We start from the raw sequence: 24,918 nt of genomic DNA, 5'->3' as shown, positions 1-24,918 counted from the left end.
CCCTGCCGGCCACGCCGTTTCTACTTGTTAGCCTGACACCCCGGGCTCGCCAACCGGTCGCCACCTGGCACCCGAGCCTTCTGGAGGCGGACAAGATGCCAGCGATCGTGCTCATCGGTGCTCAGTGGGGCGACGAGGGCAAGGGCAAGGTTACCGACCTGCTGGGTGAGCGGGTCGACTACGTCGTGCGCTACTCCGGCGGCAACAACGCCGGCCACACGGTGATCACGCCGGACGGGCAGAAGTACGCGCTGCACCTGATGCCGTCAGGCGCGCTCTCCCCGAGCGCGATGATCGTCATCGGCAACGGGGTGGTGGTCGACCCGAAGGTGCTGCTCGCCGAGATCGACGGGCTCGCCGAGCGCGGGGTGGACGTGTCCCGGCTGCGGATCTCCGGCGACGCGCACCTGATCATGCCGCACCACCGGGCGCTGGACCGGGTGGTGGAGCGCTACCTCGGCTCGGCCCGGATCGGCACCACCGGGCGCGGCATCGGCCCGGCGTACGGCGACAAGGTCGCCCGGATGGGCATCCGGCTCCAGGACCTGCTCGACCCGGGCATCCTGCGTAAGAAGCTGGAACTCGCGCTGCGCGAGAAGAACCAGCTGCTGTTCAAGGTCTACAACCGCAAGGCGATCGACGTCGAGGAGACCGTCGAGGAGTACCTGCGGTACGCGGAGCGGCTGCGGCCGTACATCGCCGAGACCCGGGTGATGCTCTGGGACGCCCTGGACCGGGGCGAGACGGTGCTGCTGGAGGGCGCCCAGGCCACCATGCTCGACATGGACCACGGCACGTACCCCTTCGTGACCTCGTCGAACCCGACGGCCGGTGGGGCGTGCGTGGGTGCCGGCATCCCGCCCACCGCGATCAACAAGGTGATCGCGGTGAGCAAGGCGTACACCACCCGGGTCGGGTCGGGCCCGTTCCCGACCGAGCTGTTCGACGACAACGGCCAGCACCTGCGCAAGGTCGGCCACGAGTACGGCACCACCACCGGCCGGGAACGCCGCTGCGGCTGGTTCGACGCCGTGGTGGCCCGGTACGCCTGCCGGCTCAACGGCGTCACCGACCTGGTCATCACCAAGCTGGACGTGCTCACCGGCCTGCCCAAGGTCCCGCTTTGCATCGGGTACGAGATCAACGGTGAGCGCTTCGACGACATGCCGATGACGCAGACCGACTTCCACCACGCCACCCCGATCTACGAAGAGCACGACGGTTGGTGGGAGGACATCAGCAAGGCCCGCACCGAGGACGAGCTGCCGGAGAACGCCCGCCGCTACATCGCCCGCATCGAGGAGATCACCGGTACCCGGGTCAGCGTGGTCGGTGTGGGCCCCGGCCGCGAGGAGAACGTCGTCCGCCACCCCCTCCTCCCCTGACGGTCCCCGCTTCCCCGCGCTGCCCCGCGCTGCGCTGCGCGCGGTCCCGCTGTGCCCGGTCCCGCTGTGCCCCGGTGATCAAGAGGTTTGCGTCACGGATTCGCCTTCCGGTGACGCAAACCTCTTGATCAGCTGTGGAAACCCGAGGGTTGTCCACAGGGTTATCCACAGGGGTGGAAGTGGGAGTGGGTGGGGCGTGAGGGTGGTGGGGTGATGCCGCTCGACATTCTCCGTCGGATCGCCCTCGGGCAGGACGGCATGGTCACCATGACGCAGGCCCTCGCGGCCGGGCTGACCCGGGACCATGTCCGGCAACTCTGCCGCTCCGGGCGGTGGACGCGACTGTCCCGTGGCTGCTACGCCCCCGCCGGGCAACAACCGGACCCGGTCGCCTGGCGGGCCCGCATCCGGGCGACGGTGACGAGCCTCGGCACCGGAGCCTTCGCCGTCCTCGACAGCGCCCTCGCGCTGCACGACATCGCCGGGCCGCGCCGACCCGCCGTCCACGTGTCGGTGCCGGTGGACCAGCCCCGGCCGCAACGGCACACCGACCCCACGCTCGTCGTCCACCAGTTCACCGTCGCCCCGGGTGACCTCGTCGACGTGGCAGGCATCCCCACGACCTCACCCTTGCGCACCGTGACGGACATGATTCTCCGGCTCGACCGGTACCCGGCGGTGTCCGTGCTCGACTCGGCGTTGAACCGGGGGCTCGTCACCCCGGAAGACCTGGCCACCGTGCCGTCGCTCGTCCGAGGTCGCCGGGGTGCCCCCGCGGCCCGCAGCCACCTCGCCGAAGTTGACGGTCGCGCCCAGTCACCGCTGGAGACCTGGTCGCGGTTGCGCTGCGTCGACGGCGGTGTCCCGCCCGACGTGCTCCAACAGGAGGTCCGGGACGGGGACGGTCACCTGCTCGGCATCGGTGACCTCGGGTGGCGGGCGGCACGGTTGATCGCCGAGGCCGACGGGGTCGGCCCACACGGCACCCCGGAGGCGTTGTTCGCCGACCGACGCCGGCAGAATCGCCTGGTCAACGCGGGTTGGCGGGTGCTCCGGTTCACCTGGTCCGACGCCCTGCGCCCGGACTACATCCCGCACACCGTCCGTCAGGCGATGGCCTTCGGCCGCTCCCGCCCCTAGGCCCGCCCCGCCCCGCCCCGTCCCGGCACCGCCCCGTCCCGGCACCGCTCCGTCTCGGCATTGCCCCATCCCATCCCGCTCTACCCCGTCTCGGCATAGCCCGGCCCGGCACCGCCCCGGCATGCCGCCCCGCCCCAGCTCAACCCGCCTCCACCTCGCCTCACCCCTGACCCCTGACCCCTCGGACGGTGATCAAGAGGTTTGCGTCAGCTGATCAAGAGGTTTGCGTCAAAGTCGATCTTCAACGTGACGCAAACCTCTTGATCAGCGGGGCAGGGCGGGGCAGGGCGAGGCGGGGCAGGGCGGGGCGGGGCGGGGCGGGGCAGGGCGGGACGGCGCGGGGGCGGGGGCGGGGTGGTGGGTAGGATTCGTCGCCGTGCGCGTACTTCTTCTGGGTGGTGGCGGGCGGGAGCATGCGCTCGCGCTGGGGTTGGTCGAGGATCCGGCTGTCGAGGTCCTGTTCGCGGCGCCCGGTAACCCGGGGATCGCGGGTGTGGCGGAGCTGCGGCAGGTCGATCCGGTCGATCCGGCCGGGGTCGCCGGCCTGGCCGTGGAGGTTGGTGCCGACCTGGTGGTGATCGGGCCGGAGGCGCCGCTGGTCGCCGGGGTCGCCGACGCGGTACGCGCCAAGGGCGTCCCCGTCTTCGGCCCGTCGGCCGCGGCGGCCCGGCTGGAGGGTTCCAAGACCTTCGCCAAGGAGGTCATGACGGCGGCCGGGGTGCCGACCGCCCGCGCGTACACCTGCACCGATGCCGACAGTGTCGGGCGGGCGTTGGACGAGTTCGGCACGCCGTACGTGGTGAAGAACGACGGGCTGGCCGCCGGCAAGGGTGTGGTGGTCACCGACGACCGGGACGTCGCGCTGCGGCACGCGCAGGAGTGCGGCCGGGTGGTGATCGAGGAGTACCTGTCCGGCCCCGAGGTGTCCCTGTTCGTGGTGACCGACGGTGAGGCGGCCCTGCCGCTGCTGCCGGCGCAGGACTTCAAGCGGGCCGGCGACGGCGACAGCGGCCCGAACACCGGCGGCATGGGGGCGTACGCGCCGCTGCCGTGGGCGCCGCCGGGCCTGGTCGACGAGGTGCTGGCCGACGTGGTCCACCCGACGCTGGTCGAGATGCGCCGCCGGGGCACCCCGTTCTCCGGGTTGCTCTACGTCGGGCTGGCGCTCACCGCCGCCGGCCCCCGGGTGATCGAGTTCAATGCCCGCTTCGGCGACCCGGAGACCCAGGTGGTGCTGGCGCTGCTGGAGACCCCGTTGGCCGGGCTGCTGCACGCCGCCGCGACCGGCACGCTGGCCGCGCACCCGCCGCTGCGCTGGCGCGACGGCGCGGCGGTGACCGTCGTGGTCGCCGCCGAGGGCTACCCGGCCACTCCGCGTACCGGTGACGTGATCACCGGCGCCGATCACCCGGGTGTCATCCACTCCGGCACCGCCCGCCGGACCGCCGACGGCGCGTTGCTCTCCGCCGGCGGCCGGGTGCTCTGCGGTACGGCCACCGGCCCGGACCTCACCGCCGCCCGCGACGCCGCCTACGCCCTGGTACGCGGCATCGAGCTGGCCGGTTCGCACCACCGCAACGACATCGCCGCCACCGCGATCGACGGCCGGATCACCGTTCCGGACTGACCGCCGTCGGTGTAATGGCCGGGGAGTCACCGACGCTGAGCGCGGCGGATCGTTCCCGGCGCAGTGGTCGGCCCACCGCGGACCGTCGCCCGACACGGTCAGGCACAGGTCAGCCGTAGTAGCGGCGGAGTTCGCGGGTGAGCACCTTGCCTGTGGCGTTGCGCGGCAGGTACTTCACGAAGATCACATCCCTGGGTACGGAGAACCGGGCCAGGTAGCGCCGGACGTACTCGCGTACCGCCTCGGGGTCGAGGGTCTCGCCGGGGTGCAGGGCGAGGAACGCGGCGAGCCGTTGCCCGTACTGTGGGTCGGGCACGCCGAGCACGGCGGCCTCGCGGACCTGCGGCAGCCGGGCGAGCAGGTCCTCCAGCTCGGACGGGAACACGTTCTCCCCACCCGAGACGATCATGTCGTCGGCCCGGCCGTCGACGAAGAGCAGCCCGTCGGCGTTGACCCGGCCGAGGTCACCGGTGTCGAGCAGCCCGTCGTGGGTCTCCCGGCGGGCCCCCGAGGTGTAGCCCTCGAACAGCATCTCGTTGCCGACGAGGATCCGGCCGACCCGCCCGGCCGGCACCGGCTTCCCGTCGTCGTCGACGATCTCCAGGCGGGTGCCGTGCGGGGGGCGACCGGCGGTGGTGGGGGCCTGGCGCAGCTCGGCGGGGCCGGCGATGGCGGCCCAGGAGACCTCCGTGGAGCCGTACAGGTTGTAGAGGACGTCGCCGTAGGTGTCCATGAACCGGGTGGTGAGGCCGCCGGGCAGCGCCGAGCCGCTGACCGCGACCACCTTCAGCGGTGGTCGGGGCTCCGGCGGCGGCACGTCGAGCAGGCGCTGCACCATCACCGGTACGGCGAACAGCGCCTGACACCGGTGGGTCACGAGCGCGTCCAGCGTGGCGGCCGGGTCGAACCGGCGGTGCAGCACGATCGTGGCGCGCAGCGCGAAGGCGACCTGGAGTGCCGCGTATCCCCAGGTGTGGAAGATCGGGGCGGCGATCAGCACGGTGTCGTGGGTGTGCAGCGGGATGCGGTCGATGATGGACACCAGTGGGCCGAAACCGTTCGGGACGGGCCGGCGGGCGCCCTTGGGTGTGCCGGTGGTGCCGGAGGTCAGCACGATGGTCCGGCCGTCGTGGGCGGGCGGGGTGAGCCGGTCGGCGGGGAGCGCGGCGGCGATCAGGGCGTCGAGGCCGGGTTCGTCGACCCGCTGCACCTCGGCGGGGACGCCGAGGACCCGCTCGGCGAACTCGGTGTCGTGCACCAGCACCCGCAGCCGTTGCTCCTCGGCGACGGTGGCGAGTTGTGCGGTGGACAGTCCGGCGTTGACCAGCACCGCGTCGGCGCCGATCAGGGTGGCGGCGACGATGCCCTCGACGAGCCCGTGGTGGTTGCGGCACAGCAGCCCGACCCGGTCCCCGGTCTGTACGCCGAGCACGCTGCGCATCGACCGGGCGAGCCGTTCGGCCCGGTCGAGCAGTTGCCGGTAGGTGAGTTCGTGGCCGTGTTCGTCGACGACGGCGATGCGACCCGGGTCCCGGGCGGCGGCCTGCCGCAGTTCGCCGGCCATGCCCCAGCCCCACCGGCGCAGCGCGGCGAGTTGCGAGGCGACCCGGACGGGGCGTCCGGGGGTGAGCAGTCCCCGCCTGGTCAGTGTGGCCACGATGAACGGCAGGTCCATCCGGCGACCTCCTTCGGGGTACGACGTGGGGCCCAGCCGGGGCCCTCACCAGGGATTCCTTTCCGATCATGCGCTGTCGCCGGCCGTCCGCCCAGTCGACGTCGCCCGTGATGGACGGGCGGTGACCGGGCGGTCGACCGGTGGCGACGGTCAGCGGATCTGGACGCCGGAGATGGCGCGGGAGATGACCAGCCGTTGGATCTCGGAGGTGCCCTCGAAGATGGTGTAGATCTTGGCGTCCCGGTACCAGCGTTCGACCGGGTGGTCGCGCAGGAAGCCGGCCCCGCCGAGGAGCTGCACGGCGCGGTCGGTCACCGCGACGGCCACCTCGCCCGCCTTGAGCTTGGACATCGAGCCCTCGCCGGCGGTGAACGGCCGGTTGTTGCGGCCCATCCAGGCGGCCCGCCAGACCAGCAGCCGGGCGGCGTCGATCTCCATCTTCATGTCGGCCAGGGCGAACGCGACGGCCTGGTTTTCGATGATCGGCCGGCCGAACTGGACCCGGTCCTTGGCGTAGTCGAGGGCGTACTCGTAGGCGGCGCGGGCGACGCCGAGCGCCTGTGCGCCGACGGTCGGCCGGGACAGCTCGAAGGTGCGCATCGCGGCCTGGCCGCTGGCCCGTTGCCCGGACCGGGCGCGGGCCAGCCGCTCGTCCAGCGCGTCCTTGCCGCCGAGCAGGCAGCGTCCGGGCACCCGGACGTCGTCGAGGAAGACGTCGGCGGTGTGCGAGGCGCGCAGTCCGAGTTTCTTCAGCTTGCGGGTCGCGTGCAGCCCGGCCGTCCCCGGCGGTACGACGAACGCGGCCTGCCCACGGGAGCCCAGTTCGGGGTCGACGGAGGCGGTGACCACGTGCACGCCGGCGATCCCGCCGTTGGTGGCGTACGCCTTCTGCCCGCGCAGCACCCACTCGTCGGTGGCCTCGTCGTAGACGGCTCTGCTGCGCATGGCCGAGACGTCGGAGCCGGCCTCCGGTTCGGTGGTGCAGAACGCGGCGACTGCGGGTTCGTCGGCCGTGCCGAAGCACTGCGGCACCCATTCGACCATCTGGTCGGGGGTGCCGGTGCCGTAGATGGCGGCGACGGCGAGGGAGCTGCCGAAGATGCTGAGCCCGATGCCGGCGTCGCCCCAGAAGAGTTCCTCACTGGCGATCGGCAGGGACAGCCCGGTGGGGTCGGCCCAGCAGGTGGCGAGGAACTCGAAGCCGTACAGGCCGATCTTCGCCGCCTCCTGGATGACCGGCCAGGGGGTCTCCTCCCGGGCGTCCCACTCGGCGGCGGCCGGGCGCACGACCTCGGCGGCGAAGCCGTGCACCCAGTCCCGCAGGTCCCGCTGTTCCTCGTTCAGGTCGAGCGAGAACTCGGCCATCGTCAGGCCTTGGGGATGTCGAACAGGTTGGCGATGTTGGCGGCCAGGCCCAGGTCGCCCTTGGCCTTGAGCTTGCCGGTCATGAACATCATCACCGGGTTGGCCCCGCCGGAGACGATCCTCAGGAACTCGACCGGGCCCATGGTGAGGGCGAGCTTCGGGTCGCGGGTGGGGGTCTCCGAGACGGTGCAGGTGCCGTTCTCGATGACGATCTCGTAGGTGTCGCTGCCACCGTCGGGCCGGCCGGTGATGTTCCAGTGGATGACGGCGCTGGTGGCACCGGCGCGGTCGGCGCGGAAGATCTGCGGCATCCGACCGAAGACCTCGCTGAGCACCTTGCCGCGCAGGTCTCCGGACATCACCTCGGCGATCTTGTCATCCGGGGTGGACTTGACCAGCTGGGCGAACTCCTTCGGGCCGTAGTTGGCGAAGTTGGCCGGGTCGAAGTCAGTCATGGAAGTTGCACCTCTCGGGACGGGCCGGTTCTGGTTACTCCCGCGTAACCCTACGCACGAGTAGGTATGCTCGCAAGGGTGTCCAGCACGCCGAGCTTCAAGCGCCTCCCCCGGGCCGTACGCGAGCAGCAGATGCTCGACGCGGCGGTCAAGGTCTTCTCCCGACGCGGCTTCCACGCCGCCAGCATGGACGAGATCGCCGAGGACGCGGGCATCTCCAAGCCGATGGTCTACGCCTACCTCGGCACCAAGGAGGAACTCTTCGTCGCCTGCCTGCACCGGGAGACCGCCCGGATGATGCTGGCCATCGCCGGGGCCGCCGCCCCCGACCTCCCACCCGACCAGCGGCTCTGGCGTGGCCTGCGGGCCTTCTTCGGCTTCGTCGGGGCGCACCGCGACGGCTGGGCCGTGCTCTACCGGCAGGCCCGGGGCTCCCAACCGTTCGCCGCCGAGCTGGCCGCGATGCGCGCCCGGCTCGTCGACGTCGTCGCCGGGATGCTCGACCACGCGCTGCGCGCCCGGGGCCGGGAGGTCGCCGGCACCGAACTGGAGGTCGTCGCGTACGCCCTGGTCGGCGCGAGCGAGTCGCTGGCCGACTGGCTCGCCGACCACCCGGAGGCCGAGCCGGAGAAAACCGCCACCCGGATGATGAACGTCGCCTGGCTCGGCGCGGCCCAGCTCCTCGACGGCGTCACCTGGCGACCCCCGGCGGACTGACCGCCCCCGCCCGCCGGTCCCGGCTCCGAGGGGTCAGCGGTGGGCGGCGGCGCGGCGACGGGCCCGCAGACGCCACCAGCGGACCAGCTCCAACACCCCGGTGACGGCCAGCGAGAGCCCGACGCCGACGAGCAGCCCCCGGAGCGGATCGCGTTCGAAGGCCAGCCCACCGAAGTAGCCGAGCAGCCCGCAGTACAGGCTCCAGACGGTGGCGGCGACCGCGTCGAACACCAGGAAGCGCAGGAGCGGATACCGGACGGCACCCATGGTCAGGGTGACGGCGGTCCGGCCGCCGGGCACGAAGCGGGAGGTGGTGAGGATCGAGCCGCCCCGCCGGTCCACCGCCCGCCGGGCCCAGTCCGAGCCGCTGCGGCGGCGGCTGCCGTCGGGCAGCCGGGCCAGCCGCTCCGCGCCGCCGCCCCGGCCGATGCCGTACGACACGTGGTCGCCGGCGAGCGCGCCGAGGGCCGCCACCGCGATCACGGCCACCAGGTTCGGGTGGCCGCTGGCCGCGAACACCCCGGCGGTGATCAGGACGGTTTCGCCCGGCACCGCCGGGAAGAACGCGTCGACCGCGGTCACCACGAAGATCACCAGGTACACCCAGGGCGAGGTGACGGTGTGGTGGAGCAGGTCGAGCACCGACTGCATGCCCTCATGCTCGACGCTGGGCCCCCGGCGGGGGGCCCAGTCGCCGGATCAGGCCACCCGCCGGGGAACCGGCAGCGGACCGGCGGCCGACCGGCGGTGCTCCCGCTTGTCGGCGGCGGTGGGGCCGTGCGAGGTGAGCACCACCGGGGCGGCCAGCGCCTCGGACACCGCCGCCGGCCAGTCGGTCGGCGGGGCGTCGTACACCGGCCGGGTGGTCAGCAGGCGGGCGGTGAGGGCCGCCTGCCGGTCCAGGTCACCGGGTGGGCCGGGACGCAACCGGTCGACGCCCTCGTAGCGGCGGCACAGCTTCAGCGCCGGTCGGGCCGGGTCGGGGCGGGTCAGGTCGAGGTGGGTGAGGGCGAGGCCGTCCACCCCGCCGGCCACGTCCAGGGCGTACCGGTGGGCGACGGCGTCGAAGTGGCCGAACCGGAACCGGCCCTGCCACGGGTTGGTCGGGTTGCGCGGGTCGGTCAACGGCAGCGTCCGGTCCTCGGTGACCAGCGGACCGGGCCCGTGCCGGGTGGTCACCGTCCGCACCACCCCCAGCCGGTACGCCGACCCGGCCGCCCCCGCCCCGGCGAGCAGCGTCTCGGCGTTGGCGAAGGTGGTGGTGCTCCACGTGGTGTACGGGTGGAAGCCGTGCCACTCGTCCAGCAGCACCCCCTGCGCCCCCTCGAAGACGCAGGTCCCCGCCCGCAACACCCCGGCCAGGTACGACCGGTCGACGATCGCCACCCGGTCGGCGAAGCCGGTGAACGCCGGCAGGCAGTCCGCCACCGGTGGGGCGTCCAGCGGGCCGAGTTCGGCGGTCAACCGGTCCCGCAGCGCGGTGAGCCGGCGGCGCAGCAGCTCCCGGTCCCGGCAGTCGGCCACCCGGGGGGCCTCGTCGGGGTGGGCGAGCCCGTACCGGACGGACTCGCCCACCCCCAGCCCGCAGGAGCCGTGCCGGGCGGCCCCCCGGGCGATCTCCCGGAGCCGGTTCGCGGCCCGGTGGTACGGCGTGGCCAGCAGCGCCTCCCCGTCGACGGTCAGCCGGTCGAGGGCGTCGGGCACCCCGACCGAGGCGAGGTGGTCGGCCTCGGCGGCCAGCGCCAGCGGGTCCACCACCTGCTGCCGGGCCAGGTGGGTACGCACCCCCGGACGGAACGTCCCCGCCCCGAACTGGGCGAACGTGTGGTGCCTGCCGTCGGGCAGCAGCACGTTGTGGGCGGCCTGCGCACCCCCGTTGAACCGCACCACGGTGTGCACGTGGCGGGTCGCGCAGAGCCAGTCCACGACGGTGCCCTTGCCGGCGTCGCCGTAACCGAGGTCGACCACGATCACGTGCCGGCCGGCCTGTCCGGGGTCGGGGAGGGCGGTCACAGCCGGGTCACCCCACCGGCCCGGCGCGACGTGGCCGGCAGCGTGGAGACCTCGGCCCGCCGGCCGCCGCCCAGCGGGGCCAGCGCCTTGGACACGGTACGGCCGGCGGTGGAACCGGCCCGGTCCAGGTCGCGCAGCCCCTCGTCCAGGTCGATGGCCTGCTCGCCGAGGCCGACGGTGAGCGCGATGGTCTCGCAGACCGCGTCCAGGTCGTCGAGCACGACGGCGCGCTGCCCGAGCAGGTCCCGCCAGAAGTCGAGCACCGTGGCGTTGCCGGCGTAGTGGCTGCCGGCGGGGAGCAGGTAGTAGGTGTCCCAGCGGCGGGTCACCTCGTCGACGATCTGCCGCAGCGGCACGTCCTCGCCGAGGTCGTCGCCGATCAGCCGGCTCACCTCCCGCCGGTTCACCCGGGGGTACGCCAGCTCGTCGCCGATGATGAACAGGTAGCCGCGCCGCCCGCGCTTCTCCCAGCTGTCGGTGACCGTGTGCCGGGCCATGAAGTACATCGCCAGCTCGTACGACTCGGTCATCTGACCGCCGCCGCCGCCCTCCAGCACGATCCGGCCGAGGTCGTCGTCCATCCGGTTGTCCGACTCGAACTGCCCCACCTGCAACGGCACCCGGTCGCAGGTGGCGTCGCCGATCGCGCCGAACAGCACCTGCGGGTCGCGGGCGTAGCCCTGGCGCAGCAGCAGCCCGAGCAGTTGCGGCAGCTTGGCCTGGAGGGTGCGGGGCACGTGCCCCATCGAGCCGGTCACGTCGAACAGCACCGCGATGGGTGTCGACTGCGGGTGCTCGGCCGAGTCCCGGCTCTCCCGCACCGCGCCGCGCGGGTCGAGCGCCGGGTGCACGGTCCGCGCCCCGCTGTCGCTGTAGGAGAACGCGCTCTTGCCCTTCTTCTTCCGGTAGCGGTCGGCGGCGTCGTACACGTCGGTGGACCAGATTCCGCTGCCCATGGCAGCCTCCTAGGGGTTGAGGGTGAACGGTCGGAAGGTGCGCGGCCCGTAGAGCCGGTCGAGCACCTCGTCGAGTTCGCCGAGCAGTCGCCAGGCGTCGTCGGGTCGGGCGGCCAGCGCCGGGCGGCGGCAGCCGTCGGCGAAGGCGCGCAGTTCACGGGGGGCACGGTCGCCCATCAGCCAGCTCATGCACGTCGCGGCCATCGCCAGGTCGGTGCCGGGGCCGGCGGGTCGCCGCGCGGTGACCTCCGGCGGGTACCAGTCCTCGTGGCCGGGGACCAGCGCCGGCACGGTGCCGCCGTCGACGGCGGAGAAGCACCAGTCGACGAGCACCACGCCGTGCGCGTCCGGCTCGATCAGCACGTGCCGGGGGAGCACCGCGCCGTGCACCACGCCGGCCCGGTGGGCCAGGCCGAGGGCGACCAGCAGCCGCCGCCACATCCAGGCCGCGTCCCGGGCGTCCAACCCGTCGGGGTACGCCCGGCGTACCGCGTCGAGGTCGTGCAGCCCGGGTACGGCGGCGAGCACGCTGATCCGACGTTCCGCCCCGCTGACGGCGTCGCGGTGCCGGAAGCTGTCCACCAGCCGGGGCACGTACGGCAGGTGGCGCGGGTCGCCCCGGTCCTCGATCTGCCGCAGCGCGTACGCCTCGCGGGCCATCAGGTCGTTGTCGGCCGGGTCGCGGGGCAGCTTGAGCAGCCGGTCCGCCCCGACGTCGTAGAGGTCGGCGAGGTCACCGGCGTGGGCGAGCGCCCCGAGCCGGTACCCGCCGAGCACGACGGTGGCGGGGTCGGTGCCGCCGTCCGGTGCCGGCCGACCGGCGGTGGTCGTCGGGTCGCCGGGGGTGGGGGTACGGGTGGCCTGCCAGCGGGTGGTGACCTGGACGAACGCGTCGGTGGCGGCGGCGCGTACCCGATGGTCGAGCGTGCCCAGCCGGTCGGGGTGCAGGGCCGCGACCAGCTCGCGGTAGCGCCGGGCCGGGGTGTCGACGCCGAACAGGTCGGCGTCGGTGCGGGCTGCGGCGACCAGTCGGATCGCCTCGTCGGTCCTCACCTGATGGTCTCCTCCCGGGCGGGGCGCAGCAGCGCCGGGTGCAGCAGCCGGGCGTCGCCGGCCCGGTAGAGCCGGGCGCGCGGACCGCCCCGGGCACCGCCGCGTTCGGTGTTGACGCCGGTGCTCTCGACGAAGCCGGGGACGGAGAGCACCTTGCGGTGGAAGTTGCCGGCGTGCAGCGGGTGGCCCCAGACCGTCTCGTAGACGCCGCGCAGCTCGGCGATGGTGAACTCGGGGCCGAGGAAGCGGGTGGCCAGCGGGGTGTACTCCAGCTTGGAGCGGGCCCGTTCCAGCCCGTCGTCGACGATCCGGGCGTGGTCGAAGGCGAGCTGCCGGCTGGGCAGGGCGGTGACCGGCAGCCAGCCGGCCTCGTCGGCGTCGCTGTCGGCGACCGGGTCGGGTAGGTCGGGGGCGAAGGCGAGGTGGGCGACGGAGACGATCCGCATCCGGGGGTCCCGCTCCGGCGCGCCGTAGCTGGCGAGCTGTTCCAGGTGGACGCGGCGCAGCCGGTCGCCGCCGAGGCCGGTCTCCTCGGCGAGCTCGCGGCGGGCCCCGGTGGCGAGGTCCTCGTCGGGCTGGACGAACCCGCCGGGCAGCGCCCAGTGCCCCTGGAAGGGGGGCTGGGCACGCCGGATCAGCAGCAGGTGCAGCGCGCCCTCGCGGATGGTCAGCGCCACCACGTCCACGGTGATCGCGGTCGCGGGGTAGGCGCTGGGGTCGTATCCGGCGAGGAATTCCTGCTCGTTCACGGCGTCCCTCTCAGGTTGAGAATTACTCGATCTGAGAACAACTTAGCCCACGAAGCGGCGGTGGGCAACCGCCGTGCGTCGTTCAGCGGACGGTGCCCACCAGGTGCGGGCGGCCGGTCCGGGCATCGTGCAGGGCGAAGTCCCAGCCCGGGACGGCGCTGAACGCCACCGTCGAGGGCAACGGCACCGGCAGCTTGAACGCCACCTCCACCGTGTACGCCTCCGGCAGCCGGCTCTCCACCGCGGCCAGACAACGGGCCTTGCTCCACATGCCGTGCGCGATCGGCCGGGGGAACCCGAACAGCCGCGCCCCCCACCGGGAGGTGTGGATCGGGTTGTGGTCCCCGGAGACCCGGGCGTAGTCCGTACCCACCCGGGGGGTGAGCCGCCAGTGCGCGGTGGCGGCCGGCGGCGCGGGCCGCTCACCCGGATCCCGCCCGACGCCTCCGGCCCCGCGCTCCCGACCCAGGTACGTCGACACCCCGCGCCACACCTCCGCACCGCCGACCGAGCCGACCAGGACGACGTCGACCTGCCGACCCCGGGCGTGCGGCCGCAGATTCTCGGCGTACGCGACGAAGTCCCACGGCACGTCGGCCGGAACCGGCCGGCGCACGGTGATCCGGTTGCCCACGTGCACCACCCCGGCCAGCGGGAACGGGAACTCCGGCAGGGTCATCAACCGCAACGCCAGTGGGAACCCCAGCACGTGCGGGTAGGTCGCCGGCAGCGCGTCGGCCAACCGGAAACCACACACCCGGTCGTACTCGGCCAGGTGGGCCCGATCGACGGCGACGCCGGCGACGGCCAGCTCGACCGGGGGTGCGGCGTCCGGCCGGCGGGACCGGCCGATGCCGGGCAGCGCGTCGCGCAACGCCCGCCGGTAGAGCACGCCGGGCCTGGGCAGACCGGGCAACTCCACCCGGGCCCGCCCGGTCCGCGCCGCCGGGTCCCCGCCGGTCGGGCCCGCCGGACCCCCGGTGGCGTACGCCGACAGGTCGGTGGTGGCGGCTGACGGCGGATCCTCGGACGCCCCCGGCCCTCCGGTGGCGTACGCCGACAGGTCGTGGGTCTCGTCGACGCTGCGGTCCGGGCCGGCGGCGCGGGCGGCGGCCAGCGCGGCCGGTGAGATGACCTCGGTCGGCCCGTCGATCAGGTCGTTGACCGACAGCTCGCCGTCGTCGGGGTCCCCGGGTCGGTTCCTGCGCCGTGCCATCACGCCCCCAGCAGACTCTGGCCGCAAACCCGGACCACGTTACCGCTGACCGCCGCCGAGGCCGGCCAGGCCAACCAGCCGATCGTCTCGGCGACGTCCACCGGCAGGCCGCCCTGCGCGAGGCTGTTCATCCGGCGGCCCGCCTCCCGGATCACCAGCGGAATGCGGGCGGTCAGCCGGGTCTCGATGAACCCGGGGGCGACCGCGTTGACGCTGATTCCCCGCCCGGCCAGCGCCGGGGCGAGCGCGTCGACCAAGCCGATCACCCCGGCCTTGCTGGTCGCGTAGTTGGTCTGCCCCCGGTTACCGGCGATCCCGGCGATCGACGAGACGGCGACCAGCCGTCCGCCCCCGGGGATCAGCCCCCGCTCCAGCAGCACGTCGTTGATCCGTTCCTGGCTGGAGAGGTTGACGTCGAGCACCGCGTCCCACCGGTCGGCGTCCATCCGACCCAGCGTCCGGTCCCGGGTGATGCCGGCGTTGTGCACCACCACGTCGACCCGGCCGTGCCGGTCGGCCAGGTGGTCGGCGAGCCGGGTGGGGGCGTCCGCGCCGGTCAGGTCGAGCTGTACGGCGGTGCCGCCGATCTCGTTGGCGACCGCCGCGAGGGCGTCGCCGGCCGCCGGGACGTCCAGCGCGACGACCTGCGCGCCGTCGCGGGCCAGCACCCGGGCCACCGCCGCGCCGATGCCCCGGGCTGCGCCGGTGACCAGCACCACCTGCCCGGCCAGCGGCCGGTCCCAGTCCGCCGGTACGGCGGCCGGCCCGGTGCCGACCCGGACCACCTGCCCCGAGACGTACGCGGAACGGCCGGAGAGCAGGAACCGCAGGGTCGCCTCCAGGCTGGTCGGGGTGCCGGCGTCCCCGTCCGGGGTGACGTACACCAGTTGGGCGGTGACGCCGCGACCGAACTCCTTGCCGATGCTGCGGGTCAACCCCTCCAGGGCCCGCTGGGCGGTGGCCTCCCGGGGCGAGCCGCACCCGGCCGGCGGGGTGCCCAGCACGATCACCCGACCGCTGGGCAGCACCGAGCGGGCCTGCGGGTGGAAGAAGTCGTAGAGCTGACGCAGGCCGGTGGAGTCGGTGATGCCGGTGGCGTCGTAGACCAGCGCGCCGAACCGGCCGGCCGGTGCGCCGCCGTTCCCCGCCCGCTCGTTCCGGCCGGCGGGTCCGTCGGCTGCGGCGTCGTCGTGCCCGGCGGTGGGTGGCGTGGTGCCGGTGCCGGTGCGCACGTCGACCCCGGCGGCGGTGAGGATGGCGGTGACCGGCTCGGTGAGCCGTCCGCCGGTGGCCGCGCCGAGCAGGACCGGGCCGGGCAGCAACGGGTCGCCGGGGGTGTGCCGGCGCAGTCGCGGCGGGTCGGGCAGCCCGAGGCGCTTGACCAGCGCGCGGCCGGCCCCCGATTGGACGAAGCTCGCGTACCTGTCGGTCATGGGCGTAGCCTACTGGTCAGTAGGTTGTGGGCAAGTCCTGAAACGGAGGCGGGATCGTGCAGAGCATCCGGCGGGTCGCGGTCATCGGCGGCAACCGCATCCCCTTCGCCCGGTCCAACTCCCGCTACGCCAGCGCATCCAACGCCGACCTGCTCGGCGCGGCGCTGGACGGGCTGGTCGCCCGGTTCGGGCTGGCCGGGCAGCGGGTCGGCGAGGTGGTGGCCGGGGCGGTGCTCAAGCACGCGAAGGACTTCAACCTGACCCGGGAGGTGGTGCTCGGCTCGAAGCTCGACCCGCACACCCCCGCGTACGACATCCAGCAGGCCTGCGGCACCGGCCTGGAAGCGGCGATCCTGGTCGCCAACAAGATCGCCCTCGGGCAGCTCGACGTGGGCATCGCCGGTGGCGTCGACACCACCTCCGACGCGCCGCTGGCGATCAACGAGGACATGCGCCGCACCCTGCTGAAGCTCAACAGCGCCCGGACCCTCGGCGAGCGGTTGAAGATCGCCGCCAAGCTCCGTCCGCACCAGCCGTTCCGACCCGAGTTGCCGCGCAACGCCGAGCCCCGTACCGGACTGTCGATGGGTGAGCACGCCGCCCGTACGGCGCTGCGCTGGCAGATCGACAGGCAGGCCCAGGACGAGCTGGCGCTGCGCTCGCACCAGCGCCTCGCCGCCGCGTACGAGCGGGGGTTCTTCGACGACCTGATGACGCCCTACCTGGGGCTGACCCGGGACCAGAACCTCCGCCCCGACACCAGCCTGGACAAGCTCGGCGCGCTGCGGCCGGTCTTCGGCACCCGGGGCCCGGACGCCGAGCAGGCCACCATGACCGCCGGCAACTCCTCCCCGCTGACCGACGGCGCGTCCACCGTGCTGCTCGCCTCCGAGCAGTGGGCGCGCGAGCACCAGCTGCCCGTACTGGCCTGGTTCTCCTGGTCGGAGACGGCGGCGGTCGACTTCGTGCACGGCGACGAGGGGCTGCTGATGGCCCCCGCCTACGCGGTGCCCCGGATGCTGGACCGGGCCGGGTTGACCCTCCAGGACTTCGACTTCTACGAGATCCACGAGGCGTTCGCGTCGCAGGTACTGGCCACCCTGGCGGCCTGGGAGTCGCCGGAGTTCGGCAAGGACCGGCTGGGGCGGGACGTCCCGCTGGGCGCGATCGACCGGGACCGGCTCAACGTCACCGGCTCGTCGCTGGCCGCCGGGCACCCGTTCGCCGCCACGGGTGGCCGGATCGTGGCGACCCTGGCGAAGCTGCTCGCCGAGAAGGGCAGCGGCCGGGGGTTGATCTCGATCTGCGCGGCCGGCGGGCAGGGCGTCACCGCCATCCTGGAACGCTGAGTGGGCGCTGCCCGCTGCCGTACCGGCTCACCTCGTTCGCAGCCAGCCGAGGAATCGGGTGTGCAGGTCGCCCGCCGGCTGCCGGCTCAGGCCCGTCAACGCCTCGACCAGTTGCAGGCCGAGGTAGACGCCGAGGGCGGCGCGATCGTCCGCGTACTCGCCGAGTAGCCGGTCGCGCCGGACCCGGCAGGGCCAGGGCTCGCCGCATCCGGTGCACTGCCAGCTGGGACGGGCCGGTACGTGAGCACCCAGTGCGGGCACCGGCAGGATCCGGATCGCCCCCAGGCGGGCGAGCACCCGCCGCTGCCGTGCCCCGGACGGATGACGTAGTTCGACGCCACGCAGTCGGATCCACAGGCCGTCGCTGTGTTCTTCCCGGCGGCCCACCTCCACGATCCGTAGGGTCAGGGTGCCGAGCCCGTAGCAGTAGTGCTGCTCGGCCACCGTCACCACGTCGCCGATCCCGAACGGGACCACCGGCCGGGCGGTCATGATGACACCGAGCAGTGCGGCCCATTGGCGGCTGCGCACAGGCGGAGCACCCAGGCGAAGGTCAGTAGTGGTGCCTGCCGGGGCGTGCCCTGTCGCGGTGGCCCGAACCAGCCCCGCCAGCCGGCTCGCCGACGAGGCTGATCGGGCGACAGCACCGGCCGCCCCAGCTCGACCAGACGGTTCGCCGCCGCATTCGCCGGTTGACACGGCCCTGGTACCAGGCAGACCAGGCAGAGGTGTTCGTCCGGATCGGGCACGTGGCTGTCGAGGATGTGGTGTGCGGCAACCGCCGCCGCCTCGTCTCGGTGCCACACGTGGCTGTTCGTCGACCGATAGACGCCCAACTTCCACTCCTGTCGTTCGCGGATGCACGCAGGGCAGCTTCACTGGCGTCGACAACCTTACTGCCTATCCAATAAGGCAACAAGGATGGGTGGGTGGATCGTTTCTGCTGAACTACCCTTGGCCAGTGCTGGTGCAGAGGAGCCGAAGGTGAGTCACCCCGAGTGGATCAGTGTCTCGATGCCCTACGTGACGCCTCGATCGCGCGAAGGTGGGGACGCGTGGGCTGCCGAGGCGGCGCAGCAGGGCGGGCTCGGCACCCAGAAACTGCTGGAGGTGGCGGAGATGCCGCCAGCGGCTGAAGTGGCGGAAGCGCTGCTGGTGGATGCCGACACGCCGGTCATCGTTCGACGGCGGCTCATGATGTTCGACGGGCAACCCGTCGAGTTGACCGACTCTTACTACCCGGCCTCGATCGCTCGTGGCACTGCCTTGAGCGAGCCCCGCAAAATTCGGGGAGGAGCGGTCAGCCTGCTCGCCGAGCTGGGCTATCGTCCCGGGCGGGTCACAGAGGACGTCTACACCCGGCAGCCCACCGAATCCCAGCGGAGCGCCCTCGGGCTGGCGGCCGGAGAGTGGGTGCTCGGGCTGACCCGGCTACTCAGCACCGCCGAGGGCGTGCCTATCGAGTTGAGCGTCATGACGATGGTGCCGCAGGGCCGGCGCCTACGGTACGAACTGATCGTCGAATAGCGGATCGAGGGAGCGGCACATGGCCAGCGAAGGCGACGGCCGTCCTCGGCATGAACAGATCGCGGCCGACCTTCGGGCCCGCATCATGTCTGGCGATCTTCCTGCCGGCTCTCAACTGCCGTCGATCCCCACCTTGACGACGCGGTATGCCGCTGCCACGGCAACTGTCCAACGGGCGCTTGCCGCATTGAAGGCGGAGGGATCGGTGCGCAGTGAGATGGGCAGAGGCGTCTACGTACGTGACCGCCAGCCTCTTGTCATGGAGGCTTCGGCGTACCTGGTGCCGCGGCCGAGCGGGATCAACTACCGTCTGCTCGCCGTCGAGGAGGTGGAGCCCTCCCCGGAGGTGGTGCGGCTACTGGCGCTGGACAGCGACGACACGGTGGTGCTCCGACAGCGGCTGATGCTGCACGGCGGGGAGCCGACGGAGTTGTGCTGGTCGTACTATCCGGCCTCGATCGCGCGGGGCACCGAACTCGCCGAACGCCGCAAGATCAGCGGTGGAGCCGCCCGGGTCCTGGCGGACCTCGGCCATCCGGAGTACGAGGTGGTCGATCACGTGTCGGCCCGCATGCCGACCTCCGAGGAAGTGGAGAGGCTGGCGCTGCCGCCGTACGTACCTGTGTTGCGCCAACTGCGGGTGGTCCGTACCGCGACCACACAGCCCGTCGAGGCGTCGGTGCTGATCAAGGGAAGTCATCTGCACGAGCTTCGTTACGGGTTCCGTATCTGACGGTCCTCGATACTCGCCGGGGTACGTGCGCAGGGCCCGTGCGTCTGCTGACCACTGTGGTCGGACACTCGGCGCTCGCGCAGCTCAGGGCGGTGTTGCCGGGGCTTCCTACGGTGGTGTCAGCCGGCCCGGACGTCCCGGTGGCGGTGCCCCGTGGAGGAGTGTCATGCCTGGTCGTGCCCTGCTGCGTACCGCTGCCGTTGCCCTTGCCGGCGTGCTCGCGGCCGGCGGTTGCGCCGCCACCACGCCGCGCGTCGAGGGACCCCCGGGGGTCGGGACGGCTGGCGGTCCGGCGGGGTCCGGCCACGCGAGGACCGGCTCCGGCGACACCGGCACGGTCACCGACGGCGGGGCCCCGGGCGTGGGGATCCAGGAGGCCGACCCCACCGGCAGCCCCACGGCCGGCGGTGGCGGGGACAGCGGCGGGGACAAATCCGGTACGAAGGCGAACGGCCCCACCATCAGCTCCTTCCGGGTCACCCGCAAGCCGAGCTGTCCGGCCGGCACCACCGTCAACCCGATCCCCGGCAGCGGAGTGCGGATGGAGTGGCAGGTCGGCAACGCGACCTCGGTGGCCCTGTCGGTCGACGGCCCTGGCGTCTACCGCGACGACTACCCGTCGACCGGCAGTGAGGAGCTCACCTTCCCGTGCTCGGGTGGCGACGGTGACGTCCAGCGGCACACGTACACGTTGACGGCGCGCAACGCGCACGGCAAGCAGACGAAGACGATCGTGGTCACCGCCCCGGTGCACGACATCCCGAAGGTCTGACGCCGAACTCCGTGGCCCGAGCGGTCCGGCCGACCCCCGCCGGGCGGGCCTGCTCCGCCCCTGGTCGGCCCGCCCAGGTCGACGGTCGTCGGGTAGGCGAGAATGAGGTACGTGACGACGATCCCGAACGTGCTCGCCCACCGGTACGCCTCACCCGAACTGGTCGCCCTCTGGTCCCCGGAGGAGAAGGTCCGGATGGAACGGCGGCTCTGGCTCGCCGTGCTCCGCGCCCAGCGGGACCTCGGCGTGGCGGTCCCCGACGGCGTGGTCGAGGCGTACGAGCGGGTGGTCGACCAGGTCGACCTGGCGTCGATCGCCGGGCGGGAGCGGGTCACCCGGCACGACGTGAAGGCCCGGATCGAGGAGTTCAGCGCGCTCGCCGGGCACGAGCACGTGCACAAGGGGATGACCTCACGCGACCTCACCGAGAACGTCGAGCAGCTCCAGGTGCGCGCCTCGCTGGAGCTGATCCGGGACCGGGTGGTCGCCGCGCTGGCCCGGCTGGCCTGGCTCGCCCACGAGCACTCCGGCCTGGTGCTGACCGGCCGGTCGCACAACGTCGCCGCGCAGGCCACCACGCTGGGCAAGCGCTTCGCCTCGGCGGCCGAGGAACTGCTCATCGCGTACGAGCGGCTGGAAGACCTGATCGGCCGCTACCCGCTGCGCGGCATCAAGGGCCCGGTCGGCACCGCCGCCGACCAGCTCGACCTCTTCGACGGGGACGCGGAGAAGGTCGCCGAGCTGGAGCGTCGGGTCGCCGGTCACCTCGGTTTCGCCCGGGTGCTGGACAGCGTCGGGCAGGTCTACCCGCGTTCGCTGGACTTCGACGTGCTCTCCGCGCTCGCGCAGGTGGCCGCCGCGCCGTCGTCGCTGGCCACCACGATCCGGCTGATGGTCGGTCAGGAGCTGGCGACCGAGGGCTTCAAGCCGGGCCAGGTCGGCTCCAGCGCGATGCCGCACAAGATGAACACCCGGTCGTCGGAGCGGGTGAACGGCTTCGCGGTGATCATCCGCGGTTACCTGTCGATGGTCGGCGAGCTGGCCGGCGACCAGTGGAACGAGGGGGACGTCTCCTGCTCGGTGGTCCGCCGGGTGGCCCTGCCGGACGCCTTCTTCGCCGCCGACGGGCTGTTCCAGACCTTCCTCACCGTGCTCGACGAGTTCGGGGCGTACCCGGCGGTGATCAGCCGCGAGCTGGAGCGCTTCCTGCCCTTCCTGGCCACCACCAAAATCCTGGTCGCTGCGGTACGCCGGGGCGTCGGCCGGGAGGTCGCCCACGAGGTGATCAAGGAGCACGCGGTCGCCGTGGCGCTCGCGATGCGGGAGAAGGGCGCCCCCGACAACGACCTGTTCGACAGGCTGGCCGCCGACTCCCGCCTCGGCCTCACCCGCAGCGAGATCGACACCCTGGTCGCCGATCCCGCCACCTTCACCGGTGCCGCCCAGGCCCAGGTGGACGCGATCACCCGACGCATCACCACGGTCGTCACCGCCCACCCCGAAGCCGCCACCTACTCCCCACCCCCCATCCTCTAACCCCTCCCTTCCGCCCTCCCCCCCTTCCGCCCTCCCCCCCTCCCGCCCTCCCCCCTCCCGCCACTCCCTCCCCCACCCGACCTCTCCCGTGATCAAGAGCTTTACGTCACCACCCAAGCCCAACCAGCCCCAAACCTCTTGATCACGCCCCCAAGCCCCGGGCGGTTGTCGCCTCTCCCCGGTGATCAAGAGCTTTACGCCACCGCTGGAGATCGAATTGGCGTAAACCTCTTGATCACGCCCCCAAGCCCGGAGGGGCGGGTGTTCTCACCGGTGATCAAGAGGTTTGCGTCACTGCCAGCGCTGAACCTGCCCCAAACCTCTTGATCACGTCACTCCAGCCTGGGCGGCCGTCGGCTCTGGCCGGTGATCAAGAAGTTTGCGTCAGCATTGAAGATCGAATTGGCGTAAACCTCTTGATCACCGGGGCCGGGCCGGGCCGGGGCGGGGGACCGCGGGACACTCGAGGTGGAGCGGGTGGGTCAGGAGTCTCGGGTGGGGGTTTCGGCGGCGGAGGAGAGGTTGGGGGCGCTCGCCGGTTCGGCGATGCCTCCGGGGGCCTCGGCGAACCCCGGGTCGTGGGCGGTCTCGGCGGCGACTAGGGGCTGGTCGTGCGGCATGACGTCGGGGACCTTGGGCACCACGATCACCGCCGTGCCGTAGGCGCAGATCTCCATCCACATCTCGCCGCAGTCCCGGCTGTCGAAGCGCATCCCCACCACGGCGTTCGCACCGATGCGCAGGGCCTCCTCGCCGAGCCGGGCCACCGAGTCGGTACGCCAGCGGGTGAGGTTGTCCGGGGCCATCGGGTCGTACGCGCCGCCGCGCAGGTTCTTGACCCCCTCGCGGTACGGGTTCCGGGTCCGCGCCATCGACGACACCACTTCGCCGAGGATCTGGCGGATCTCGTAGCCGGGCAGTTGATCCGTCGTCACGACCAGCACGGTTCGATGCTGTCAGTAGCCGTGCGGTGTCGAAGCGTGCCGTGGGCACCTGGTCGGATGCTGCAAAACGAGTCGGCGCGGACGGCCGGCACGCGACCGGCCATCCGCACCGCCCGGGGTGGTAACCGTCAGACACCGGCCGTGGAGGTGATCCAGGCCCGGTTGTACGCGACGCTGCCGTAGTTCTGGATGCTCGACCCGTCGGCGGTGGAGGCGACGCCGACCTGCCGGCCGTTGTAGAACTGCGGGCCGCCGGAGTCGCCGCGCCAGGCGTTGCCGTTGATCCGGGTGCTGCGGATCGCCTGGCCGCCGTACGCGTCGGTGGCGTTGGTGCTGGTCACCTGCACCGAGGCGGTCTTGAGCTGGCTGGACGCCCCGCAGCCGCTGTAGCAGGTCATGCCCCAGCCGTAGATGGTGTTGGTGGAGCCGACGGGCGGGTTGCTGCTGGCCAGGCTGACCGGGGTGTTGGTGACGGTGCTGGACAGCCGGAGCAGGGCGAGGTCGTTGCGGGTGTAGGAGGCGCTGACGGTGCGGGTGGTGCCGCCGGAGGCGTAGTAGACGCTGCCGACCCGGACGGACATGGTGCCGCTGACGCAGTGCCGGGCGGTGAGCACCCACTGGGCGGAGATGACGCTGCCGGAGCAGGTGAACGACCCGTTGCTGAAGACCGCGGCGGCCCAGGGGGCGGAGGAGACGGTGCTGCCGCCGATGATCGGCTGCGGGCCGGCCGGGGCGGCGGTGGCCCCGGAGGCGGCGACGAGGACGCCGGCGAGGGCGGTGGTGAGCACCGCGAGCGTGGAGCGGAGACGCATCGGGGGGACTCCTTCGGGTCGGGCCCGGGATCACCGGGCGGGGTCGGGCGTCGGGGCGGGGGTGGCCCCTCGTTGACGTCGACCAGGCATCGATATCTGGCGATTGAGGCTAGGGGGCGGTGAGCGGCTTCACAAGACTGTCATCGAGATCGACCAATGTGACAGGAATGACCCGGGATGTGCTCGTCCCTGTTTGTCGGATACCGGTCGCAAATCTGGCGTTGAGCCGCGTATTGCCTGCTCAGGTAGGGTGTGTCGGGGCGACGCGACGACGATCGGCAACAATCCCGTATCAGAGCGGCAACGAACGGATCTCGACCACACGTCCCGGCGTCCGGTAATGTCGATCACTGCCTGAACTGCGCCCGGCCGGTGCGTCCGGACCGGAATCTGCCAGGTACGCTGGCTGCGCTCGCCCGTAGTGGGCCGGCACCCAACTGCGTACACAGTCAGGAGTGCCCAGTGCCTCGCGTCGTCGTCGACGTCATGCTCAAGCCCGAGATCCTCGATCCTCAGGGCCAGGCCGTCGCAAACGCGCTGCCGCGGCTCGGCGTCGGTGACGTCGCCTCCGTCCGCATCGGCAGGCGGATCGAGATCGAGTTCACCGGCGAACCGGACCTGGACCGGGCCCGGGAGATCGCCGACAAGCTGCTCGCCAACCCCGTCATCGAGGACTTCACGGTCCGGGTCGAGGCCGACGAGACCGCGGACGCGAACTCGTGACCGCCCGCGTCGGAGTGGTGACCTTCCCCGGCTCGTTGGACGACGGGGACGCCGCCCGCGCCGTGCGGATCGCCGGCGCGGAGCCGGTCCGGCTCTGGCACGGTGACCCCGAGCTGCACGGGGTGGACGCCGTCGTCCTCCCCGGTGGTTTCTCCTACGGCGACTACCTGCGCTGCGGGGCCATCGCCCGGTTCGCCCCGGTGATGGAGACCCTGGTCGACGCCGCCCGGGGCGGCCTGCCGGTGCTCGGCATCTGCAACGGCTTCCAGATCCTCTGCGAGGCCCACCTGCTGCCCGGCGCGCTCACCCGCAACCAGCACCTGCACTTCCGCAACCGCGACCAGGTCCTGCGCATCGAGTCGGTCGGCACCGCCTGGACGAACACCTTCCAGCCCGGCCAGGAGATCCTCATCCCGGTCAAGAACGGCGAGGGCTGCTACGTGGCCGATACCGCCACCCTCGACGCGCTGGAGGCCGAGGGGCGGATCGTCGCCCGCTACGTCGGCGGCAACCCCAACGGCTCGCAGCGGGACATCGCCGCGATCACCAACGCCGCCGGCAACGTGGTCGGCATCATGCCCCACCCGGAGCACGCGGTCGAGGCGCTCACCGGCCCCTCCCTGGACGGCCTCGGCTTCTTCACCTCGGTGCTCAAGCACCTGGTGGGGACACCGGCGTGACGGTGCTCGGCGGCAACATCGGTCGGCTCCACCGCCCCACCGGCGGGTACGAGCGCAG

At 72.6% G+C, this 24,918-nt stretch carries 24 protein-coding genes and 1 pseudogene; 11 read left to right on the top strand and 14 right to left on the bottom strand.

Annotated features, from left to right (window positions below):
- The first annotated feature begins 95 nt into the window (after positions 1-95).
- The 3 genes from ACN267_RS23975 to purD all read left to right on the top strand — a co-directional run bounded on the left by ACN267_RS23975 (position 96) and on the right by purD (position 4,152).
- Complete coding sequence (locus ACN267_RS23975) at positions 96-1,385, top strand: adenylosuccinate synthase (RefSeq protein WP_204958502.1); 1,290 nt, start codon at positions 96-98, stop codon at positions 1,383-1,385.
- Between the two features lie 213 nt (positions 1,386-1,598).
- Complete coding sequence (locus ACN267_RS23970; protein WP_421489702.1) at positions 1,599-2,525, top strand: type IV toxin-antitoxin system AbiEi family antitoxin domain-containing protein; 927 nt, start codon at positions 1,599-1,601, stop codon at positions 2,523-2,525.
- A gap of 376 nt (positions 2,526-2,901) precedes the next feature.
- Complete coding sequence (purD, locus tag ACN267_RS23965) at positions 2,902-4,152, top strand: phosphoribosylamine--glycine ligase (protein ID WP_421489701.1); 1,251 nt, start codon at positions 2,902-2,904, stop codon at positions 4,150-4,152.
- A 109-nt stretch (positions 4,153-4,261) separates the two neighbouring features.
- Here purD and ACN267_RS23960 read toward each other — a convergent pair whose 3' ends face one another.
- From ACN267_RS23960 to ACN267_RS23950, 3 genes are all read right to left on the bottom strand, one after another.
- Positions 4,262-5,827: an AMP-binding protein gene (locus ACN267_RS23960; RefSeq protein WP_421489700.1), complete on the bottom strand. Its 1,566-nt coding sequence runs from the start codon at positions 5,825-5,827 to the stop codon at positions 4,262-4,264.
- 150 nt (positions 5,828-5,977) lie between these two features.
- On the bottom strand, positions 5,978-7,192 hold the full coding sequence (locus ACN267_RS23955; RefSeq protein ID WP_421489699.1) for an acyl-CoA dehydrogenase family protein: 1,215 nt from the start codon (positions 7,190-7,192) through the stop codon (positions 5,978-5,980).
- Between the two features lie 2 nt (positions 7,193-7,194).
- Complete coding sequence (locus ACN267_RS23950) at positions 7,195-7,647, bottom strand: SCP2 sterol-binding domain-containing protein (protein WP_204958507.1); 453 nt, start codon at positions 7,645-7,647, stop codon at positions 7,195-7,197.
- Positions 7,648-7,725: 78 nt separating this feature from the next.
- Between ACN267_RS23950 and ACN267_RS23945 the strand changes: the two genes are divergently transcribed.
- The gene (locus ACN267_RS23945; protein WP_204958508.1) at positions 7,726-8,364 is read left to right on the top strand and encodes a TetR/AcrR family transcriptional regulator; all 639 of its coding nucleotides are present in this window, start codon (positions 7,726-7,728) and stop codon (positions 8,362-8,364) included.
- 33 nt (positions 8,365-8,397) lie between these two features.
- Here the strand turns inward: ACN267_RS23945 and ACN267_RS23940 are convergent, their stop codons facing one another.
- The 7 genes from ACN267_RS23940 to ACN267_RS23910 all read right to left on the bottom strand — a co-directional run bounded on the left by ACN267_RS23940 (position 8,398) and on the right by ACN267_RS23910 (position 15,784).
- Complete coding sequence (locus tag ACN267_RS23940; RefSeq protein WP_204958509.1) at positions 8,398-9,015, bottom strand: DedA family protein; 618 nt, start codon at positions 9,013-9,015, stop codon at positions 8,398-8,400.
- A gap of 48 nt (positions 9,016-9,063) precedes the next feature.
- Positions 9,064-10,377, bottom strand: coding sequence for an adenylosuccinate synthetase (locus ACN267_RS23935; protein ID WP_421489698.1), 1,314 nt, complete (start codon positions 10,375-10,377; stop codon positions 9,064-9,066).
- The gene (locus tag ACN267_RS23930) at positions 10,374-11,333 is read right to left on the bottom strand and encodes a hypothetical protein (RefSeq protein ID WP_421484966.1); all 960 of its coding nucleotides are present in this window, start codon (positions 11,331-11,333) and stop codon (positions 10,374-10,376) included. Before ACN267_RS23930 ends, ACN267_RS23935 begins: the two co-directional genes overlap by 4 nt.
- Before the next feature lie 9 nt (positions 11,334-11,342).
- Positions 11,343-12,386 (bottom strand): serine/threonine protein kinase, encoded by a 1,044-nt coding sequence (locus ACN267_RS23925; protein ID WP_421489697.1) that lies wholly within the window; start codon positions 12,384-12,386, stop codon positions 11,343-11,345.
- A complete protein-coding gene (locus ACN267_RS23920; protein WP_421489696.1) occupies positions 12,383-13,135 on the bottom strand; it encodes an NUDIX hydrolase in 753 nt (250 codons plus the stop codon). Before ACN267_RS23920 ends, ACN267_RS23925 begins: the two co-directional genes overlap by 4 nt.
- A gap of 82 nt (positions 13,136-13,217) precedes the next feature.
- Positions 13,218-14,132 carry a MaoC/PaaZ C-terminal domain-containing protein gene (locus ACN267_RS23915; RefSeq protein WP_421490485.1) on the bottom strand — a complete coding sequence of 305 codons (915 nt, stop codon included), beginning with the start codon at positions 14,130-14,132 and terminating at the stop codon, positions 13,218-13,220.
- Positions 14,133-14,350: 218 nt separating this feature from the next.
- Entirely contained in the window at positions 14,351-15,784 is a 1,434-nt protein-coding gene (locus tag ACN267_RS23910) for a 3-oxoacyl-ACP reductase (RefSeq protein WP_281901410.1), read from the bottom strand.
- A 56-nt stretch (positions 15,785-15,840) separates the two neighbouring features.
- Here ACN267_RS23910 and ACN267_RS23905 point away from each other — a divergent pair, with 56 nt between their 5' ends.
- Complete coding sequence (locus tag ACN267_RS23905; RefSeq protein WP_204958515.1) at positions 15,841-17,133, top strand: acetyl-CoA C-acetyltransferase; 1,293 nt, start codon at positions 15,841-15,843, stop codon at positions 17,131-17,133.
- Positions 17,134-17,160: 27 nt separating this feature from the next.
- On the opposite strand, the gene ACN267_RS23900 is transcribed toward ACN267_RS23905, so the two are convergent.
- Positions 17,161-17,664: a hypothetical protein gene (locus tag ACN267_RS23900; protein ID WP_421489695.1), complete on the bottom strand. Its 504-nt coding sequence runs from the start codon at positions 17,662-17,664 to the stop codon at positions 17,161-17,163.
- Positions 17,622-17,969, bottom strand: a complete 348-nt coding sequence (locus ACN267_RS23895) for a hypothetical protein (RefSeq protein WP_307821179.1) — start codon at positions 17,967-17,969, stop codon at positions 17,622-17,624. The genes ACN267_RS23900 and ACN267_RS23895 overlap by 43 nt, the downstream gene beginning before the upstream one ends.
- 178 nt (positions 17,970-18,147) lie before the next feature.
- Between ACN267_RS23895 and ACN267_RS23890 the strand changes: the two genes are divergently transcribed.
- From ACN267_RS23890 to purB, 4 genes are all read left to right on the top strand, one after another.
- Positions 18,148-18,660: a GntR family transcriptional regulator gene (locus ACN267_RS23890; protein ID WP_421490484.1), complete on the top strand. Its 513-nt coding sequence runs from the start codon at positions 18,148-18,150 to the stop codon at positions 18,658-18,660.
- A 19-nt stretch (positions 18,661-18,679) separates the two neighbouring features.
- Positions 18,680-19,393, top strand: a complete 714-nt coding sequence (locus tag ACN267_RS23885; RefSeq protein WP_421489694.1) for a GntR family transcriptional regulator — start codon at positions 18,680-18,682, stop codon at positions 19,391-19,393.
- A 166-nt stretch (positions 19,394-19,559) separates the two neighbouring features.
- A complete protein-coding gene (locus ACN267_RS23880) occupies positions 19,560-20,165 on the top strand; it encodes a hypothetical protein (protein ID WP_204958519.1) in 606 nt (201 codons plus the stop codon).
- 111 nt (positions 20,166-20,276) lie between these two features.
- Positions 20,277-21,701: an adenylosuccinate lyase gene (purB, locus tag ACN267_RS23875; RefSeq protein ID WP_421489693.1), complete on the top strand. Its 1,425-nt coding sequence runs from the start codon at positions 20,277-20,279 to the stop codon at positions 21,699-21,701.
- A gap of 482 nt (positions 21,702-22,183) precedes the next feature.
- Here the strand turns inward: purB and ACN267_RS23870 are convergent.
- Positions 22,184-22,749, bottom strand: a pseudogene (locus tag ACN267_RS23870) (YbjQ family protein).
- 24 nt (positions 22,750-22,773) lie between these two features.
- Complete coding sequence (locus tag ACN267_RS23865) at positions 22,774-23,457, bottom strand: S1 family peptidase (protein ID WP_204958522.1); 684 nt, start codon at positions 23,455-23,457, stop codon at positions 22,774-22,776.
- Between the two features lie 462 nt (positions 23,458-23,919).
- On the opposite strand from ACN267_RS23865, the gene purS reads away from it, so the two are divergent.
- Both purS and purQ read left to right on the top strand, forming a co-directional pair.
- The gene (gene purS / locus ACN267_RS23860; RefSeq protein WP_088641951.1) at positions 23,920-24,180 is read left to right on the top strand and encodes a phosphoribosylformylglycinamidine synthase subunit PurS; all 261 of its coding nucleotides are present in this window, start codon (positions 23,920-23,922) and stop codon (positions 24,178-24,180) included.
- On the top strand, positions 24,177-24,860 hold the full coding sequence (gene purQ / locus ACN267_RS23855) for a phosphoribosylformylglycinamidine synthase subunit PurQ (protein ID WP_088641952.1): 684 nt from the start codon (positions 24,177-24,179) through the stop codon (positions 24,858-24,860). Before purS ends, purQ begins: the two co-directional genes overlap by 4 nt.
- Positions 24,861-24,918 lie beyond the last annotated feature (58 nt).

Origin of the sequence: Micromonospora sp. WMMD734, assembly GCF_049178975.1 — a bacterium.
Taxonomy (GTDB): Bacteria; Actinomycetota; Actinomycetes; order Mycobacteriales; family Micromonosporaceae; genus Micromonospora; species Micromonospora wenchangensis.
This window is presented reverse-complemented; position numbering and strand designations above follow the sequence as displayed.